The organism is Chengkuizengella marina (genome assembly GCF_009910845.1).
In the GTDB taxonomy this organism is placed as follows: Bacteria; Bacillota; Bacilli; order Paenibacillales; family KCTC-33759; genus Chengkuizengella; species Chengkuizengella marina.
In genome coordinates, this window is sequence record NZ_SIJB01000043.1 from 1 (window position 1) to 18,160 (window position 18,160).

Below are 18,160 nucleotides of genomic sequence, written 5' to 3' on the forward strand. Positions count from 1 at the left end.
TACCGTAAGGGGAGCATATCATATTCTTCGGAGGCACTTTTTTACCTCTTAAGAAATGGGACCTGACCATTTTGCCATTCCGCCAGTTAAGTTAGAAACATTCATATATCCGTTGTTGATTAAGAATTGACTACTATCTTCCCCCATAGATCCAGTGTGACAGACAAAAACAATTTTTTTATCTTTATTTAATTCAACATATCTTTCTGTTATTTCAGTAAAAGGAATATTGATAGCATTTGGAATATGCCCTTGTTTATACAGACTTTCCTCTCTTAAATCTACAATGACAATATTTGGATCATTTAATTCATTTATCAATTGTTGTTGATTCTTTTGCTCCCAAGTGGCTGTTTGATCATTATATGTACTTGAATACAAACCCAATGGTACTCCTAATAACAGAATAATTAGACCAATTACAATACTGAAAATTTGTACTTTTTTATTCATTCAATAACTTCCTTTTTTTATTATTAAATACCTTTTAAAATCATAACGCTAAAATATGAAGATATGATGCAGATTAACAAATCAGGATGTTTTGGGTCCTATGAATTTCTCAAAACTTTCTGCACAATTCCTTGCTAGAATAACAATATAGAAAGGAGATGACGTTAGATGCATGGGTTTGATGGAATTTTTGGTTTTCAAGGAGGCATAATGATGGTTGGTATGTTTCTATTCTGGGGATTACTAATCCTTTTATGATTTTATTTATTGAAAAACTTTGTTAATGGGAGTCGTAGCTCATCAAAATATTATGTTGATATTTTAAAAGAAAGATATGCAAAAGGTGAGATTACAGAAAATGAGTATAGTCAAATGAAAGAAAAATTACAATGAGAATGAAGATGATATCAAAAATGAAATATAAATTATTATTGTTTATTTTTTCGGTAGGAATCATGGCTATTGTAGTAGGATGTCAATCTAAGGAACAAAACCAAAGTACTGAAGTGGGGCAGATTAGTATATCTGAGATTCCTCTTGAAAAGCCAATGGATGCAGAAATCAAACATTTTGATTTAGTTGCAAAAAAAGAAACATGGAATATAAAAGGAACATCGTTTGAAGCTTGGACCTATAATGGCACCATTCCAGGGGAAGAGATACGTGTATTAGAAGGAGATTGGGTTAAGGTTAACCTTAAGAATGAATTAGATGAACCAGTGACTATCCATTGGCATGGGATGGTTTTACCAAATGTAATGGATGGAGTGGCTGGAATAACTCAAAATGCCGTACAGCCTGGAGACACGTTTTCGTATCAATTTAATGCTTTAGAACCAGGAACATATTGGTACCATTCACACCAAAATGCCTTTGAGCAAATTGATCGTGGACTTTATGGTGCATTGATCGTTGAACCTAAGGAGAAAAGTTATGATAAGGATTATGTATTGATGTTAGATGAATGGACCATAGGTGAGAATAATAGAGGAATGATGAACATGATGGGGGATGGGGGTACACCTGGAGAAATGGATTCACAAATGTTGTACCAAACATTTTCGGTAAATGGTAAAAGTGCCCCGAATATTAAACCAATTAATGTAAATTTTGGTGAAACTGTGAGACTTCGTATCATTAATGCAGGTTATCAAAAACATGTTTTATATTTAAATGATCATCCATATCGTGTTGCAGCTATCGATGGTAAGGATTTAGCGAATGCCACGTTAACTTCAGATGTATTAATGGTTGCCCCTGGGGAAAGAATTGATTTAGAATTTACTGAAAATAAAAAGAAAGATTGGTATATAGACAGTCCTAATGCTGTAAAAGAATCAGAAGATATACAAATTCCAGTTAACATATCCGGAATTGAAGAAAAAAGTGATGCTTCTTATCGAGATGAACAAAATTTAATCATGATTGACATGACCAATCAAGGAAATATGAATCCAATTATAGATAATATCATTCAAAAACCGGATGTTGAATATACAATGGATCTTTCTGCAGGAATGGGGATGATGCAAAGAGGAATGTCCTATACCATTAATGGGGAAACCTTTCCTGATACAGAACCTATACAAGTAAAAAAAGGTGATCTTGTCAAAGTGACTATAAATAATAACAGCATGTTAGATCATCCGATGCATTTACATGGGCATTATTTTCAAGTGATATCTAAAAATGGACTATCACTTGTAAATCCATTGGTTAAAGATCTAATTAATATAGAACCTCATGAACAATATGAAATTTTATTTATTGCAGATAACCCTGGAGATTGGTTGTTTCATTGCCATGATCTTCTTCATGCGACTGGGGGAATGGTAACAGCAGTTAAGTATAATGGATACTATTCTCCATTTGAAATTGGTGGAGAGTATCATAATGAGCCTGAATAAAATTGTAAAAAAATTGATATAAAAAGAGATCTTTAAACTTTCTGCAAATTTTATTGTTAAGTTAATTATTGTATAAATCTATGTAAATATCGGATTTCAATAATAATTAATCAAGGAAGAGAAGAGTTGGTTTGAAGGTCATTTTATTGGAAATAGGGGGATTTGCTGTAAGGTCCTATGGATTAGTTATAGTTCTTGCTATTTTATTAGTTTGCTAAAAATACAGCTTGTCTTGAACATTTCTTTCAGGCATTTTTTATTTACGTAATCATTGGGGCAATGGTCGGCGCAAGAATTTGGCATGTGTTTTTATTTCTTTCCCGTTATTCATAAGCTTTCATTTTGGGAGTTTGCAGGTATTGTAGCTCCTGCTATTATTCTCGGTAAGCGGTTGGATGTATAGCTTGTTTCTTGAATGGAGATGCTTTTGGATCTCCAACCAATTCAGGATTTGGAATAGTATATCCGGAAGGTACTATGGCTTATGATCGTTATGGATCTCAGCCACTATGGCCATCCTGGCCAACAGGATTTATCTTTCTATTCTATAATATTTTATTTTCTATTGGGAGATTTTCACTTGAATTGGATTGAAAGTATATGAAAAGGGGAATTGGCAAGAAGTTGATGGGGAAAACCACTATTATATGGGATTTGCAATGACTAATGATGGATTTTATACTGGCGGTCATCTGCTCTAGGATCTGCATTAAAAAATCCTCAAGGTATTATAAAAAGTAAGAATGAAGGGAAAAGTATAGATCAATTAACTTTATGGTGCTCCTAACCTGTCATTAAGCCTAATTTCTCGTTTGAAATATTGAGGAATTAGGCTTTTTTATCTAGTCTAACGAATTTTTCTTACAGTTGCATGTATGGTTTCTCCCTTATGATAAGTCTATGATTTCTTCTTTTTAATGACAGCCATCGTGCATCTTGAAATACATACTAAATTGTCTTCTTCATCCACAATTCTTATATCCCATACCATCGTTGTTTTTCCCCGATGATAGGTTGTTCCAATAGCTTTTACTTTCCCGTTTCTTACTGCTTTAATGTGATTTGCATTAATTTCTAAACCTACCACGTTTTCATTTTCTTGATCAATTAAAAAAAATGTACCGATGCTTGCTACCGTTTCTGCTAAAGCGACAGAAGCACCTCCGTGTAATATTCCAAAAGGTTGGTGAGTCCTCTCATCAACCGGCATGGTTCCAACAATTCGTTCTTCAGATACTTCAATAATTTCAATTCCTAAATTGGATACTAACGTATTGTCAAAACTCAACGAGTCTGCCATTGGTCAATTCCCCCTCTAATTAATATCTAACTATAGTTTACATCATTTTCCTTGTTTTTGTTTAGAATAATTTCATTTTTATTTTGACTAAAATTCAAAAAAAGAGTATCATTATAATACAGACCGACGGTCGGTTTGTAAAGGAGTTGTTTAAGATGGATTTAAAACAAAAAATAATTAAAGCCGCGTATGAGTTATTCACTGAAAAAGGAGTTGAAAAAACGACTGTTTCTGAAATCATTGAATTGGCCGGGAGTTCAAAAGGTGGTTTTTATCACCACTTCAAATCAAAAGATGAAATTCTTGAAGCGACTACTATGAATTATATAGACGATATGGTAATGGAATATGAACGAATTCTACAAGAAGGAGATCGTACAATAATTGAATTATTAAATCTTGTTTTCTTAAAAATAAGTGAATATAAGATTGATCAAATCGAAGAATGGCCAAAAATGAAAATTTTATTTTCTTTTAGTGGAAACCACGTTATTTTAAGAAAATTAGCAGAGCAATTTGAACTTGTCACCACTGATTGTTATTTAAAACTATTTAGGAAGGGGAATGAAGAGGGTATATTTGACATTGAGTACCCAGAGTATTTGGCTGGTTTATGGACGAGAGAAGTCATGATGGTTTTTAATAAATCTAGAGAAGTTATTTATGCAGAAAAAACAGAAACACTTGAAAATTTTAAACAATTATTACATTTCACACAAAACTTATTAAATTCAACATTAGGACTCTCAAACCATCAGATTAACATAAAAGAACCAGCTCTTGCTTATATTCAAAGTACTAGAAAAGAACAAAATAGGGAGGGGTAACATATGTTGAAATGGTTTAACTCAATTGAGAAGGGAGATTTTAACTTAGTAGGAGGAAAAGGATACAACTTAAGTAAGATGTACAACTTAGGAATAAAAGTACCCAATGGATTTGTAATCACATCTGAAACTTATGAAAATTATGTTCACAGTAATGGGTTGCAAAATAGGATCAAAGATATTCTTAACAGCAGTCAATCTACCCTTGAGAAATCAGAAGCTATAAAGAGGTTTTTTTCAGAAAATTTGATTTCTGATGAGGTAAAAAAACAAATACAGATCGAAATGAATAAAATTTCTAGTGGTCGTGTGGCTGTAAGAAGCAGTTCAACAGTGGAAGACTTACCTGGTATGAGTTTTGCAGGGCAATACAACACTTATTTAAATGTAACAAGCAAAGATGTCATTGAAAAAGTCACTTTATGTTGGCAATCTCTATGGAACGAAAGAGCGATTGAATATAGAATGAAAAATAACATCAGCTCTGATTTTACTCATGCCGTTGTGATTCAAGAAATGATCAATGCTAAATTATCTGGCATTATTTTTAGTTCAAATCCTTTAAATGGAATAAGAAGTGAATTACTCATCAACTCATCTTATGGTTTAGGGGAAGCAATTGTCAGTGGGAACGTTAATCCTGATCAATATACTGTGGATAAAATTAGCAGCAAAGTGATTAAAAAAGAAATTGCCTCAAAAGAAATTTTTTGTCAGTATGCTGAGAATGGAATTCAATTTATTCCAGTACAAAATAATAAAAAGAAAGTAAGCTCTTTAGAAAAACACCATATTCAAATGATTGTAAAGGAAACAGAGAAAATTCAAAACTATTTCCGTACACCTCAAGATATTGAATTTGCAATCAATGATCATGATGAATTTTTTATCGTTCAATCAAGAGACATCACTTCTTTATTTCCAATAGAACAATTTGAGGATGACGGCAAACTTAGAGCCTATCTTTGTGTGAATACAGTCATGTTAGGTATGAAAGAACCATTTACACCATTAGGTTTTGATATGTTTAGTTACACATTACCGGCTATCATTAACATTATGACTAGTCGTAAAAAACCAATTGATCAAGGATTTGTTAAATATGCTGATGGACGTATCTTTGCCGATATTACTTATTTATTATCTAAAAAATGGATTGGAAATCAATTTGGCAAGGCTTTTTCTGGAAATGACTTACCGTTTGAAGAGACTATGAATCGTTTAATCAAACAACATGGAAAACAGTTTGCAAATCAAGACATTAATTTTAAAATACCATGGGGGATTTTTAAATATGGTCTGACTAGCATTAAAAATTTACGTGAGGCTAAAAAAGTTCCAGTTACTGAGCGCTATGATCATATGAAAGCTGTAGGGGAAGCAGTCATTCAAGAACATAAATTGAAAGCAATGAAACTTAACAAGCTAGAGGACAAACTTGAATTTTTAAAAGTGATTATGGTTAACGCTTTTATATTATCTGTATCCAAGCAGGGATGGTATTGTACAGATTATATGAACCTGCCAAAAATAGAAAAGCAATTAAAGAAAATGTACGGCAATCGATTTGATGTCACACCTCTAACCAAATCATTTCCTGGTTGTATTTCAGTTGAACTAGGTATGTCTTTAAATAAACTTGCCAAATACTTTGATGAACTGCAAATTGAACCCACTGACCATCATCCAAAAGTTAAAGAGTTATTAAATAAATTTGGACACAGAAGTACGGTAGAACTGGATTTTGGTGTAAAAAGATGGGGGGAGGATCCGGAATATATAATCAATCTAATTAAATCTTATATGGTAGACCAGATGTATGAACGGAACATAGCAGAAATCGATGAAAATGCTAAAAAGGCGGAATTATTCATAGAGGAAATCTATCAAACGATAAAAGAAGATAAAGGTGAAAGAAAAGCCAACAAGATGAGAACTATGATGATGAACTATCGTATCGCTGCTGGAATGAGAGAATATCCTAAATTTGATATCATAAGAATGATGACAATAGCTAGGGTAGTTATGCTTGATGTTGGTGAAGAATTCCAAAAGGATGGGCGGCTTAAAGAAGCTCAAGATATTTTCTACTTAAGAGTAAACGACATCAAATACAAACAAAATTTAAAACCAATCGTTGTTAAAAATAAAGAAATCTATCATAAGCAACTAACTAGAACTGCCATTCCAAGGATTGTTTTAAATACCGGGGAAACATACTATTCAGCTCAAAAATTTGATCCAAATCGTAAAGTTTTTCAAGGAATGCCTTTATCTGCAGGTGTTTATGAAGGGAAGGTCAGAGTTGTATTTGATCCAAAGGATTCAAAATTGTTAGAAGGAGAAATATTAGTAACTGAAAGCACGAACCCTGCTTGGACCCCATTATTTATAACAGCAAAAGGATTAATTATGGAATATGGAGGTCCTGTAAGTCATGGTGGAATTGTAGCAAGAGAATATGGTATACCTGCCGTAGTAGGGATTCCATCCGCAACGAATCTGTTGAAAGATGGTCAATTCGTAAGAGTAAATGGAGAGACAGGTACGGTTGAATTATTGGAATGATTATATTAAAAATAATACAGTAGTCAAATCTATTAAATAATATTTTTATGTGATGATTTGTGATAAAATGATATTCATTATTTAACATTTAATTATCAAAAAGAGGGGATTTAGCTTGAAACAGAAAAGGTTATCAACTATTTTTTTGGGACTGAGTATTTTAATGGGATCTTGGTTTATTGCTGAAGGATTAAAAGCTGAAAAAAAAGAAATACATGATGTCTATACTAATGGCAGTACAGATTATATGACAGTTAATTTAGTAAAAGACAAAGAAGAAGAGAAGGAAGCTAAAGCTGATGAATTTGACATTCCTCTTCTAACGAGTTATCAATTAAGAGATTACTTAAACATTAGTAGAGAACAAATTATGTTATTGGTGGATGAATCTTATTCTTTCCATATTCCATATATAAAAATTGAATCACAGTATTATTTTTCAAAAAGTGCAGTAGATGAATGGTTATTAAATAATTTAGAAAATAGAAAATATGAATGGCCATAAAGTTACGAAAACTATATGTGATAATAAATTATTTTTGAATATATTTTTTAATCTTATTTATTATGTAAATGTAATTAATGTAAAATTACATCAAACAGTCTCACAATTGATTTACCTACTAACCTAAATATAAATGGAATAAATTCTAATAATTCTAAAAACGAAAGGTATTCTTCCCAAGATGTCTTTCTTTTTTTATTTTTCATAATGTATCATCTCCATAAACACAATTTATTAAATGATACGAACTATCAATTATTTAGTTTCAAGATATGTCGTTTTATTTATTATTTATAATGGCTAAAATTTGATGATCTTCCCACTTCCCATTAATTCTTACATTTTCTTTTGCAATTCCTTCTTTATGGAATCCTGCTTTTTCTAATACTTTGATTGATCCTTTGTTATCCGGCATAACTCCCGCCTCAATCCTATGCAGATTCAGCTCCTTAAAAGCATAGTCTACAGCGAGATTCACTGCTTCTGTCATATATCCTTTTCCATTTTGATGTTTATCTAAATAGTACCCTAACCAACAACTTTGCAAGTCACTTCTTACCACCTCTGATAATGAGATATTCCCAATCAATTCTCTACTCTCTATTAAAAAAATGCCAAATGAATATCCTGCATCTTCTTTTGCAAATAAAATACTTGTTTTAATTCTTTCTAATTGCCCTTCCAGTGTATAAAACTTTTCCTTTCTTAAAGGCGTATAAAGCTGAAAAAACGATTTGTTGTTTAATTCTAGGTTCAATAAATCCTCAGTATGAGAAGTTTCTAATAATTGTATAAATATATTTTTCTTACTTAACATATTTCTCTCCTTGTTGTACTGAATGTTTCAGCTTTTCCATTTAAAAAAATCAAACTATTTTATCTGTATTTTCTCTTTGGTTGATAGTATGTTGAATTAGTATATACAATCATACCATTTTATGTCAATCACTTCGATTTCAATGCGATTTCAAAATATAAACAAGAATATGGTATAGTAAGTCTATTGTTTCAATACAAAAGTTGTGGAGAGATGTTTAATGAAAACGTTAGTACTTGCAGAAAAACCATCTGTAGGAAGAGATATAGCAAGAGTGTTAAATTGTCATAAAAAAGGAAATGGATTTATTGAAGGATCAAACTATATCGTGACATGGGCATTAGGCCACTTAGTTACATTAGCTGATCCTGAATCTTATGACCATAAATTTAAAACATGGCGCATGGATGACTTGCCTATGCTGCCAGAAAAATTAAAGTTAGTCGTAATTAAAAAAACGTCAAAGCAGTTTCAATCTGTAAAACAACAAATGAGCAGAAAAGATGTAAAAGACATCGTAATCGCAACGGATGCAGGAAGAGAAGGAGAATTGGTTGCTAGATGGATCATAGAGAAGGCTCACATAAAAAAACCGGTACAAAGACTTTGGATTTCTTCTGTTACAGATAAAGCGATTAAAGAAGGCTTTCGCAATCTGAAACCAGGAAAACAGTATGAAAATTTATATGCATCTGCAGTTGCTCGTTCAGAAGCAGATTGGGTTGTGGGTATTAATGGTACCCGGGCTTTAACCTGTAAATTTAATGCTCAACTATCATGTGGAAGAGTGCAAACCCCAACATTAGCCATGATATCAGAACGTGAAGAGGAGATTCTATCTTTCCGCCCTAATTCGTATTATGGATTGTCTGCATTAGTTAAATCTTCTGTTAAGTTTACTTGGCAAGATGATAAAACAAAAGACACTCGATCCTTTGATGAAACTCTTATAGATCGTCTGTTAACTACATTAGGTAATCAACCGTTAATCGTACAAGATGTAAAAAAGACACCTAAGAAAAGTTATGCTCCAGCATTATATGATTTAACAGAATTACAAAGAGACGCAAACCGTATGTTTGGTTACTCTGCAAAAGAGACATTATCCATTATGCAGCGCTTATATGAGACGCATAAATATTTAACCTATCCAAGAACAGATTCAAGGTATCTTTCAACAGACATCGTTGATACATTAAAAGATCGTATTCGTGCATGTTCCATCTCTCCATATAGAGAGATGACTTCTAAACTATTACAAGCTAACATTAAACCTAACAAATCATTTGTTGACAATAATAAAGTATCTGATCATCATGCAATTATCCCAACAGAGGAAAAAGTAAACTTAAGAGATTTAAATGAAAAAGAGCTGAAAATATATGATTTAGTTGTCAAAAGGTTTCTAGCTGTATTAAGTCCTCCTATGGAGTATGAACAAACTGTAGTATACGCTACAATTGGGGAAGCGATATTTACTGCAAGAGGGAAAAGGGTACTTTCATCAGGATGGAAAGAAGTATATGGGAAGTACTATGAAAATGAATTAAATCACGAGGGGATAAATGAACAGGAAAAAGAGCAGACTTTACCTTCATTTCAAAAAGGGGAAAAACTGGACGTACATCAATTGAAAAAAACATTAGGAGAAACGAAACCTCCAGAATTTTTCACAGAAGGTACATTGCTTTCTGCAATGGAAAACCCTCAGAAATTTATGAATTTTGAAAAAGAAAAATCCTCTTTAGCTCGTACATTAGGAGAAACAGGCGGGCTTGGAACGGTTGCTACAAGAGCAGATATTATTGAAAAGATATTAGGTACATTCTTGATTGAAAAAAGAGGGAAGTATCTCCATATCACTTCTAAAGGAAAACAGTTATTAGATTTACTTCCTGGTGAGCTTAAATCACCAGTATTAACAGCACAATGGGAGCAGAAACTAATGTCCATTTCCAAAGGGAAATTAGCAAAGAAAACTTTTGTACAAGATATGAAAAATTATGCTAAAAAAGTTGTTTCTGAGATAAAACAAAGTAAACAAAAATTTAAACATGACAATATGACCACAACTCGATGTCCAGATTGCGGAAAACCGATGTTAGCTGTAAACGGAAAGAAAGGAAAGATGCTTATCTGCCAAGATCGTGATTGTGGGCACCGTAAAAATGTAGCTAGAACCACCAATGCACGTTGTCCTCAATGTAAGAAAAAGATGGAATTAAGAGGAGAAGGAGAAGGTCAAATTTTTGTTTGTAGTTGCAGTTACAGAGAAAAATTATCGTCATTCCAGAAACGAAAAGAAAAAGAACAACATAACAAAGCATCCAAAAGAGATGTATCTCAGTATATGAAAAAACAAAATAAAAAAGATGAAGAGCCGATAAATACAGCGCTTTCTGATGCATTGGCCAAACTGAAATTAAAATAAGTGTTTAGTATATGCGATGATAAAATATTTGTGAATAACATTATAAATTGTATTGAAAGGTGTTAAATATGAAGGTAACTAATAAACGAAACGACTGGGGAACCATCAGAAAAAAAGGGAAAATAAAATATATTTGGAAACAAGGAATATTAACGTATGGTATTCCTGTAGGTATTCTTATTGTAGTTATTAATATGAGTAGAGAAGTAGGGTTTTCAAACATTTTCACCTTACAAAATATGATTGCTGGTGTGATTGCTGCTTTATTAAACGGTGTCATGATTGGATTAATATATGGATTAATTATGTGGGCATTTTATGAGAGGAGATGGGGAAAAGAAAACAAAAATGTGAAATAAATAAGTTAACTATTCAAGAAATTACTTAAGTAAAAAGTGAATTTATGAATACAAATTTTTCTAATTTTCTACTTAAATCATTTCACCTGTAAATTCATAAGATATATGTTTTTATTCATGCTAAGACTAATATTTGATTTAGGAATATTAGTCTTAAAAGTTTATTTAAATACAAATACTAATTAAAATATCACTATAATTACTCAAAAGTAATAAAAATTCGATTTTTTCTAATTAAGATTTAAATTGTTACTACTTGTGATCTAAAGTGTATTGTAATTAAAAATTCTAATATTAGTATCATTTTCCAAAATAGATAAGTTTTTAAACGCATCTTCATTATTTTCACCGCAAATTTCATTCGATGCTTTAAGTGATGAACATACTTCAGGTCGTTCTGGTTTACCAAACAGTTTACATTTATTATCATGGGTTAATTGAACACAGCGTTTACCAGCAGGCTTTCCTTCAGGCATACCTGGGATGGAGGAGGAGATGGATATGACGATACAACAAGCTGCACAACCAATTCTACAATCCATGATTTCACCTCATTTTTAGAGTATATATACATACAAAATTATCTTTATATTAAATAAGAAAAAGTGGCAATTAGAAAAATATTGATGCTTTATCTGAATGGATATGATAACATTATAGAGTAGTATTATGCAATTGTACATTTATTTCAATCTATATTTTACTATTTATAAATTGTTTTTAGATCTTAATTATCTAGTATGATTTTCTTCTCACTACTACCTTCTGCAATAAATGCTCCAGCTTAAAGAGTTGGATTAATCCATTTGTTTTATTTCTCCAATGTTTTGATTTAATAAAGACGCTTTAAGTATTTCCTGAATATACTGATATCTCCAGCACAACCAATTCTAAAACCATATAGTTTCTTTCTCTTAGTCCCTTCAAAGTTAATTTTTATATTGACTTCTCTAATATTAAATAAACTTTTTAGTTACAACATTTATAATCTTTATATTTTACTCACTCTTTAATTCATATTTTTGTACAAGCTTCATTTTATTGTTACTAGTATATTAAAAGTATGTTCTAATTCTTATCAGAGAGGTGTTTATTATGTCTACATTAAAATGGGAATTAATAGACAACATAGAACATTTCAACCTTGGAGAGTCTGGTGCTAAACCAAAAGTTTTCTGTGGTAGAGAAGCTTTATATTTTGAAGAATTGCATACTAACCCTGTTTTACTTAGTGATGATATTAATATTACCTGCTATCGTTTGGAGGCAGAAGTTGCATTTCCATCATCAATAGGATTTGCTGGACTTGTCTTTGGTGCACGTGATTCTAAGAACTATGAGCTTGTTTATATCTCACCTGGTAATGGTACAGCTATGGGAGAAATTCAATATGATCCAATTATGAAAGGATCGAGCACATGGCAAATCTACCATGGTTCTTCATATCAAGCCCCTGCATTTGTACCGATAGGGGAATGGGTGAAACTTAGCTTGGAAGTTCAATCCAATAGTGCTTCAGTTTATATCGGTGATTCAACTTCTCCACATCTTGTTATACGCAAACTTCAGCTGGGAAAAGCAGAAGGTAAAATTGGAATTTGGGGAAGTTTACCTTGTTATATAAGTAATTTTTCAGTGAAAGAAATTAATCCTATTTCTCAAAAGGATAAAGTACAAACTGATTTACAAAAACTTGCATATGATACGTTTGTTACCGAATGGATGATATCAAAACCTTATTTATATCACGATCCACCTCTTATCCATAAAGAATGGATAAAAGCAACTGTTGAAGAAAATGGAATATTAAATTTAAATAGATTATACAGCTTAACTGAGAAAGGTACTGCTGTGCAATTACAATGTATTTTTTCCTTGTCAGAGAATGTAGATACAAATTTACAATTAGGTTATAGTGATAAGATCCGATTATGGATTAACAATGTTGAGGTATATCATGGAGAATGCTTGTGGAATCCGCCTGAGAGTGATGGAAGAATTCGATCTGATCATGTTACCATACCTGTTCGATGGCGCAAAGGGGTTAATACAATTCGTGCAGAAATTATCAATTATGAGTGTATGTTTGGTTGGGGTTTGAGTGTAAAAACGGGAATATATAAACTATGGTGATGAGTGTCAAAATTGAAATTAAATATGAGTTCAAATTGAAATCTCTCAATTTATTTTTCACTAAATTAGATAAAATGATATAATTTATTGATACTTAGCTATATTTATTTTTAAATAAGGTGGAAAATGATGAACAAAAAAACAAAATTCTTAGTAATTATTTTTACTATTATCGTAATTGTTATATCAATTTCTCTTGTCATGGGTTTTCAAAAATTGAAAGAGAAGCATCTAGAAGAAATTGATCGTGTCATTACATCTACAGGAGGGAAAGTAAATGAAGTAAGTGAAGTTAATCCAAAAAGTTCTCCATTCAATGATGAAAGTGATAGATCTAATATTATTTACAAAATTACTTATGAAAAGTCGGGTACTCAGTTGATTGCTTGGTATAGAGCGATTAATCAAGTAAATGATATTCATGATGAATCCTTCCCATTTGGGGAAAAGTGGATTTTTGAAGATTAATAATGAATTAAACTTAAATCAAACCATAAAAGACTAATTTCTGTAACAGGGAAATTAGTTCTTTTTTTCATTTCTCCTAGGTGATACCATTACTTTTAAAATCATGTATATGCATTCAAAAAAACAGGATCTTGTTTTACTCAAAGATCCTGTTTTTTCACTTCTTATTGAGCTTTATAGTTTTATCTTTTAAATCTCGCTGCATAATTAAAGATTGGATCTTTTAGTTCAAACTCATAAGTAATCCCATCCACAATACCTAAAACTTGATTACTATCATAAAGATCAAGCATAAATCCTGCCATTTCTTTTGCCGTATGATATTTAGCAATAGCACCGTTATAATCAAAATCTTCAACATCCATAGAACGTTTTGCAAATTCTGTTTCTGTAGCAGCTGGAGCCAATACTTTTGCCTTCATTTTTGCACCTTGTTCACTCAATTCATGTGCAAGTCCTTCGGTAAATGAACTTACATAAAATTTAGTAGCGCAATATGTTATCGCATCTGATATAAGAGTATAACCTCCACCAGATGAAACATTTATTAATTGTGATCCTTCAACATTTGTATAATCACGAACGTAAAGAGAGGAAAGTAATGTCAACGCCTCAATATTCAAATGTAACATTTCTTCTATTTTATCTAATTTTTGATCCGCAATTGAAGCAAAGTTACCAAATCCTGCATTATTGATCCAAGTTTCAATTTGGAACTCTTGAAGACTTTCATATAATTTATAAACATTATCTGTTACAGATAAATCTGTTGTTCGAATGATTACATCAAGATTTGAGTTCATCTGCATGATCTCAGATTTTAATTCCTCTAATTTTTCTTTTCTGCGTGCTACAATAATTAAGTTTTTTTCTCTAGACGCAAAAGCGAGTGCAGTTTCGTAACCAATACCTGAACTAGCCCCTGTAATAACAGTATACTTCATAAAAAATCCTCCTATATAAACTATTATTCAACTACATATTTTAATTATAGTTGTTAGAGTTTACTCTAAGTCAAATGTTATATATAATATATTTATAGACCAAAATGATAAATTTGTAATTTGTAACTTTAATATTATACAAAGTTATGGAGGTATTTATGTACGCCATAAGTGAAGTAGCTAAATTATTAAGTGTTAGTACACATACTTTAAGGTATTATGAAAAAGAAGATATAATCATTCCAAATCGGAATGAAAACAAAGAAAGGGTATATACTGAATCACACCTTAATTGGTTGAAATTTGTTATGAAGTTAAAAGAAACACAGATGCCAATTGCACAAATAAGAGAATATGCTAGATTATTTAAAGAAGGGGAACAAACTACTCAAGCACGTTTAGAATTATTAGAAAATCATCAGATATCCATTCAAATTCAAATCGAAAACTTGTTAACTACCGAAAAAATGTTAGAAGATAAAATTAAGGCATATAAAGATTTTATTAACAACAAGATATGACTACTCATAACCAATAAAATTAAAAGGAGAATGAAAAATGTCGGAAATGAGCCAGTTAGTAAAAAAGCAAAAACAGTTTTATTTCTCAGGGGCAACAAAAGATGTTAATTTTAGATTAAATGCCTTAAATAAATTAAAAAATGCAATTTTAGAAAATGAATCTAATATTAATGTAGCATTAAAGGAAGATTTAAATAAATCAGTAACGGATACTTATTTATCAGAAATCGGTTTTGTTTTACAAGAAGTATCTGATATAACAAAAGGACTTCATTCCTGGATAAAGCCAAAGAGGGTCAAAACTCCTATTTCTCACTTAGGTTCTTCAAGTTATCGACTACCTGAACCATACGGAGTAACCCTAACAATTGCTCCTTGGAATTATCCTTTCCAACTTGCGGTGGCTCCAATTTTAGGTGCTATTGCTGCTGGAAATACTGTGATATTAAAACCTTCTGAATTAACACCAAAAGTATCTCACTTACTAAAAGAACTTATTTCCTCAACATTTGAAGAAAATTATATAGCTGTTGTTGAAGGAGGTGTAGAAACGAGCACTCAATTATTAAAAGAACCTTTTGATTATATTTTTTTCACTGGCAGTGTTCCAGTTGGAAAAATTGTCATGGAGGCTGCATCCAAAAATTTAACACCCATAACGTTAGAGCTTGGAGGGAAAAGCCCTGTAATTGTGGATGAAACAGCTAACTTAAAATTAGCAGCAAAACGAATAGTTTGGGGTAAATTCTTTAATGCTGGACAAACGTGTGTTGCCCCAGATTATATGCTCGTACATTATTCTGTAAAAGATGAACTTATGATAAAGATGAAAGAAACGATTAAGGAATTTTATACTGAGGAACCACTCTCTAATGAAAATTACACTCATATCGTCAATGATCGTCATTTTAATCGCTTGTCGAATTATTTAACTGACGGGAAAATCGTACAAGGCGGAAAAGTGAACCATGATTTACATATCATTGAACCAACGATAATTGATGAAATTAATTGGGATGATCCTATCATGCAGGATGAAATTTTTGGTCCATTACTGCCTGTAATGGAATATAGCAATGTGGATGAAATCATTAATATGATAAATGATCGAGCAAAACCGTTAGCTCTCTATATATTTTCAGAAAGCAAGCAGACTCAAGATCACATTATTAACAATGTATCGTATGGTGGTGGTTGTATTAACGATACGATGTATCACATTGCTACTCCGCATCTTCCTTTTGGAGGAGTTGGTCATAGTGGGGTAGGTGCTTATCATGGGAAACATAGCTTTGAAACATTTTCACATTATAAAAGCATCTTGAAACAAACAACACTGTTTGATTTGCCATTTCGATACCCGACTATGAAAAACGGGTTAAAGTACGCTAAAAAAATATTTAAGTAATAAAATATGGAGAACGAACCATCTTCTAAGGAGTAGACCATGACAAAACAAATATTAATATCCATTATAATTGGGATATTAATGGGATTAGTAGGAGGAATATTCGAAATTCAACTGTGGATTATTCTAAGTATTACAGTAATAATTATGATATCAATCACAATTCTCCCTAATATGATAACTATTTACTTAACCAAGGATATGGCAAAAGTAGAAAAGTTTTTAAAAAAGAGCAAAAATCCAATTTATTATTTTTATTATGCTTTACTTCATGGTCTTGAAACTGAAGCAAAAGAAGCTATTCTAAAAATTGAGAAGAAGTATAAAAACCCTAAATGGACATCTTTGTACACCATATTGTATGCTCACTATAAAAGAGATTTTACAACAATTGAAAACCAGTTAAGTAACATCAAACATGAATCTATTAAGAAATATTATGAAAGTTTATTAGAAATTGAACACAACCATTTAGAAAAGGCTCAGGAAATGGTGAAAGAACTTTCAAAACCATGGATGAAAGAAGTTGTACTTTGTGAGCTAAGTAGAAAACGAGGGGATAGTATTGAAGCTGTAAATCATATAGATAATGCAATAGAAAGTACTAGAGGATTACAGCGGTTTTCTATTATAAAATATAAAGAGCAAAACTTTAAAATTAAGAAATAACATTCATTTTTATATGGAATTTTAACAATAGTTTTAATAAACAAATTGAGCACCTACAATTACAAGTAGGTGCTTTTTTAAAAAACTAAACAATACAATAATTTCTGTTTATTGTATCTTTAAATATATTTCTGAATATTGAAAGAACAGCGTTTTCTATTAAATCTCATTTAAAAATCTCTCTCTGATTTCAACCATACGTTCTTGATTCACACCCATATCAGAATATCCAGTTCTTGAAGCAGATCTAAAATGAATCAACTTGTTCTGTTCATCAAAATAAAATTCTACATCGTCTACAAAACGCAAAAATCTTGTAGTAAAGGTAACATGTAAGTAGTTAGAATCTTGAATCATAATTTTAGTTCCAGACATTTCATTTATGACTTGTACCATAATCTCCATTACTTCTTCATTAGAAATAATATAAGCAATGGGCTCCATTTTCTTAGTATTATCTTCCGTCTGAGTGGATACACAATTAGGTGATTCAGGGCATTCAGCTAATTTCTCATCTTTTACTCCACTCACTAATGACTCTGAGTTTTGATTGTACAAAATTAATGTACCGTAAAAAACTAAAATAGTCATTAACAAGATCAATATAATCTTCTTTTTCATTTCTATTTATTCCTTTCTTTTTATGACCACTAAAAATATTTATAACATAAATGATAGAAACCTCCAATCTATCATTAATTAAAAATCCAACCTAAGACAACACTTTGAAAAAATATCATTGAAAAAGAAAAGGAAGTTGTTTTAGACTGCATTTGAATTCGACAATATAGCAACATTAACAATATAGTTATGGTATTATAAATCTTATATTCTATACGGCTAGAAGGTG

The 18,160-nt window shown here is 31.3% G+C and carries 19 protein-coding genes; 13 read left to right on the forward strand and 6 right to left on the reverse strand.

The genetic code is table 11. From position 1 onward, the window contains the following. Positions 1-48 precede the first annotated feature (48 nt). Complete coding sequence (locus tag ERL59_RS18115) at positions 49-453, reverse strand: rhodanese-like domain-containing protein (RefSeq protein WP_160647655.1); 405 nt, start codon at positions 451-453, stop codon at positions 49-51. A 267-nt stretch (positions 454-720) separates the two neighbouring features. Here ERL59_RS18115 and ERL59_RS18120 point away from each other — a divergent pair, with 267 nt between their 5' ends. The 3 genes from ERL59_RS18120 to ERL59_RS20850 all read left to right on the forward strand — a co-directional run bounded on the left by ERL59_RS18120 (position 721) and on the right by ERL59_RS20850 (position 2,954). Next, positions 721-846 carry an SHOCT domain-containing protein gene (locus ERL59_RS18120; protein WP_160647656.1) on the forward strand — a complete coding sequence of 42 codons (126 nt, stop codon included), beginning with the start codon at positions 721-723 and terminating at the stop codon, positions 844-846. 20 nt (positions 847-866) lie between these two features. Continuing rightward, entirely contained in the window at positions 867-2,360 is a 1,494-nt protein-coding gene (locus tag ERL59_RS18125; RefSeq protein ID WP_160647657.1) for a multicopper oxidase family protein, read from the forward strand. Between the two features lie 411 nt (positions 2,361-2,771). Further along, positions 2,772-2,954: a prolipoprotein diacylglyceryl transferase gene (locus tag ERL59_RS20850; protein WP_201763632.1), complete on the forward strand. Its 183-nt coding sequence runs from the start codon at positions 2,772-2,774 to the stop codon at positions 2,952-2,954. Between the two features lie 304 nt (positions 2,955-3,258). On the opposite strand, the gene ERL59_RS18135 is transcribed toward ERL59_RS20850, so the two are convergent. After that, positions 3,259-3,660 carry a hotdog fold thioesterase gene (locus ERL59_RS18135; protein WP_160647658.1) on the reverse strand — a complete coding sequence of 134 codons (402 nt, stop codon included), beginning with the start codon at positions 3,658-3,660 and terminating at the stop codon, positions 3,259-3,261. Positions 3,661-3,815: 155 nt separating this feature from the next. Between ERL59_RS18135 and ERL59_RS18140 the strand changes: the two genes are divergently transcribed. From ERL59_RS18140 to ERL59_RS18150, 3 genes are all read left to right on the forward strand, one after another. Next, positions 3,816-4,487 carry a TetR/AcrR family transcriptional regulator gene (locus tag ERL59_RS18140; RefSeq protein ID WP_160647659.1) on the forward strand — a complete coding sequence of 224 codons (672 nt, stop codon included), beginning with the start codon at positions 3,816-3,818 and terminating at the stop codon, positions 4,485-4,487. 3 nt (positions 4,488-4,490) lie between these two features. Continuing rightward, entirely contained in the window at positions 4,491-7,055 is a 2,565-nt protein-coding gene (locus ERL59_RS18145; RefSeq protein WP_160647660.1) for a PEP/pyruvate-binding domain-containing protein, read from the forward strand. Positions 7,056-7,170: 115 nt separating this feature from the next. Beyond that, positions 7,171-7,560 carry a helix-turn-helix domain-containing protein gene (locus ERL59_RS18150; protein WP_160647661.1) on the forward strand — a complete coding sequence of 130 codons (390 nt, stop codon included), beginning with the start codon at positions 7,171-7,173 and terminating at the stop codon, positions 7,558-7,560. Positions 7,561-7,840: 280 nt separating this feature from the next. Here the strand turns inward: ERL59_RS18150 and ERL59_RS18155 are convergent, their stop codons facing one another. Beyond that, on the reverse strand, positions 7,841-8,377 hold the full coding sequence (locus ERL59_RS18155; protein WP_160647662.1) for a GNAT family N-acetyltransferase: 537 nt from the start codon (positions 8,375-8,377) through the stop codon (positions 7,841-7,843). A gap of 220 nt (positions 8,378-8,597) precedes the next feature. Here ERL59_RS18155 and ERL59_RS18160 point away from each other — a divergent pair, with 220 nt between their 5' ends. After that, a complete protein-coding gene (locus ERL59_RS18160) occupies positions 8,598-10,808 on the forward strand; it encodes a DNA topoisomerase III (RefSeq protein ID WP_160647663.1) in 2,211 nt (736 codons plus the stop codon). Between the two features lie 68 nt (positions 10,809-10,876). Beyond that, positions 10,877-11,167: a hypothetical protein gene (locus ERL59_RS18165; protein ID WP_160647664.1), complete on the forward strand. Its 291-nt coding sequence runs from the start codon at positions 10,877-10,879 to the stop codon at positions 11,165-11,167. A gap of 263 nt (positions 11,168-11,430) precedes the next feature. On the opposite strand, the gene ERL59_RS18170 is transcribed toward ERL59_RS18165, so the two are convergent. After that, complete coding sequence (locus ERL59_RS18170; protein ID WP_160647665.1) at positions 11,431-11,709, reverse strand: YkgJ family cysteine cluster protein; 279 nt, start codon at positions 11,707-11,709, stop codon at positions 11,431-11,433. 553 nt (positions 11,710-12,262) lie between these two features. Between ERL59_RS18170 and ERL59_RS18175 the strand changes: the two genes are divergently transcribed. Together ERL59_RS18175 and ERL59_RS18180 are read left to right on the forward strand one after the other, a co-directional pair. Beyond that, a complete protein-coding gene (locus ERL59_RS18175) occupies positions 12,263-13,300 on the forward strand; it encodes a hypothetical protein (protein WP_160647666.1) in 1,038 nt (345 codons plus the stop codon). A 129-nt stretch (positions 13,301-13,429) separates the two neighbouring features. Further along, entirely contained in the window at positions 13,430-13,768 is a 339-nt protein-coding gene (locus ERL59_RS18180) for a hypothetical protein (protein WP_160647667.1), read from the forward strand. A 182-nt stretch (positions 13,769-13,950) separates the two neighbouring features. Here the strand turns inward: ERL59_RS18180 and ERL59_RS18185 are convergent, their stop codons facing one another. Continuing rightward, a complete protein-coding gene (locus ERL59_RS18185) occupies positions 13,951-14,712 on the reverse strand; it encodes an SDR family NAD(P)-dependent oxidoreductase (protein ID WP_160647668.1) in 762 nt (253 codons plus the stop codon). Between the two features lie 158 nt (positions 14,713-14,870). Between ERL59_RS18185 and ERL59_RS18190 the strand changes: the two genes are divergently transcribed. The 3 genes from ERL59_RS18190 to ERL59_RS18200 are packed head-to-tail and all read left to right on the forward strand — an operon-like array spanning position 14,871 to position 17,310. Next, positions 14,871-15,233: a MerR family transcriptional regulator gene (locus tag ERL59_RS18190; RefSeq protein ID WP_160647669.1), complete on the forward strand. Its 363-nt coding sequence runs from the start codon at positions 14,871-14,873 to the stop codon at positions 15,231-15,233. Between the two features lie 37 nt (positions 15,234-15,270). Further along, positions 15,271-16,641 (forward strand): aldehyde dehydrogenase, encoded by a 1,371-nt coding sequence (locus ERL59_RS18195; RefSeq protein ID WP_160647670.1) that lies wholly within the window; start codon positions 15,271-15,273, stop codon positions 16,639-16,641. 39 nt (positions 16,642-16,680) lie between these two features. Continuing rightward, positions 16,681-17,310 (forward strand): hypothetical protein, encoded by a 630-nt coding sequence (locus ERL59_RS18200; protein ID WP_160647671.1) that lies wholly within the window; start codon positions 16,681-16,683, stop codon positions 17,308-17,310. Between the two features lie 159 nt (positions 17,311-17,469). Here the strand turns inward: ERL59_RS18200 and ERL59_RS18205 are convergent, their stop codons facing one another. Next, positions 17,470-17,931 carry a DUF1499 domain-containing protein gene (locus tag ERL59_RS18205; RefSeq protein ID WP_235929947.1) on the reverse strand — a complete coding sequence of 154 codons (462 nt, stop codon included), beginning with the start codon at positions 17,929-17,931 and terminating at the stop codon, positions 17,470-17,472. Positions 17,932-18,160 lie beyond the last annotated feature (229 nt).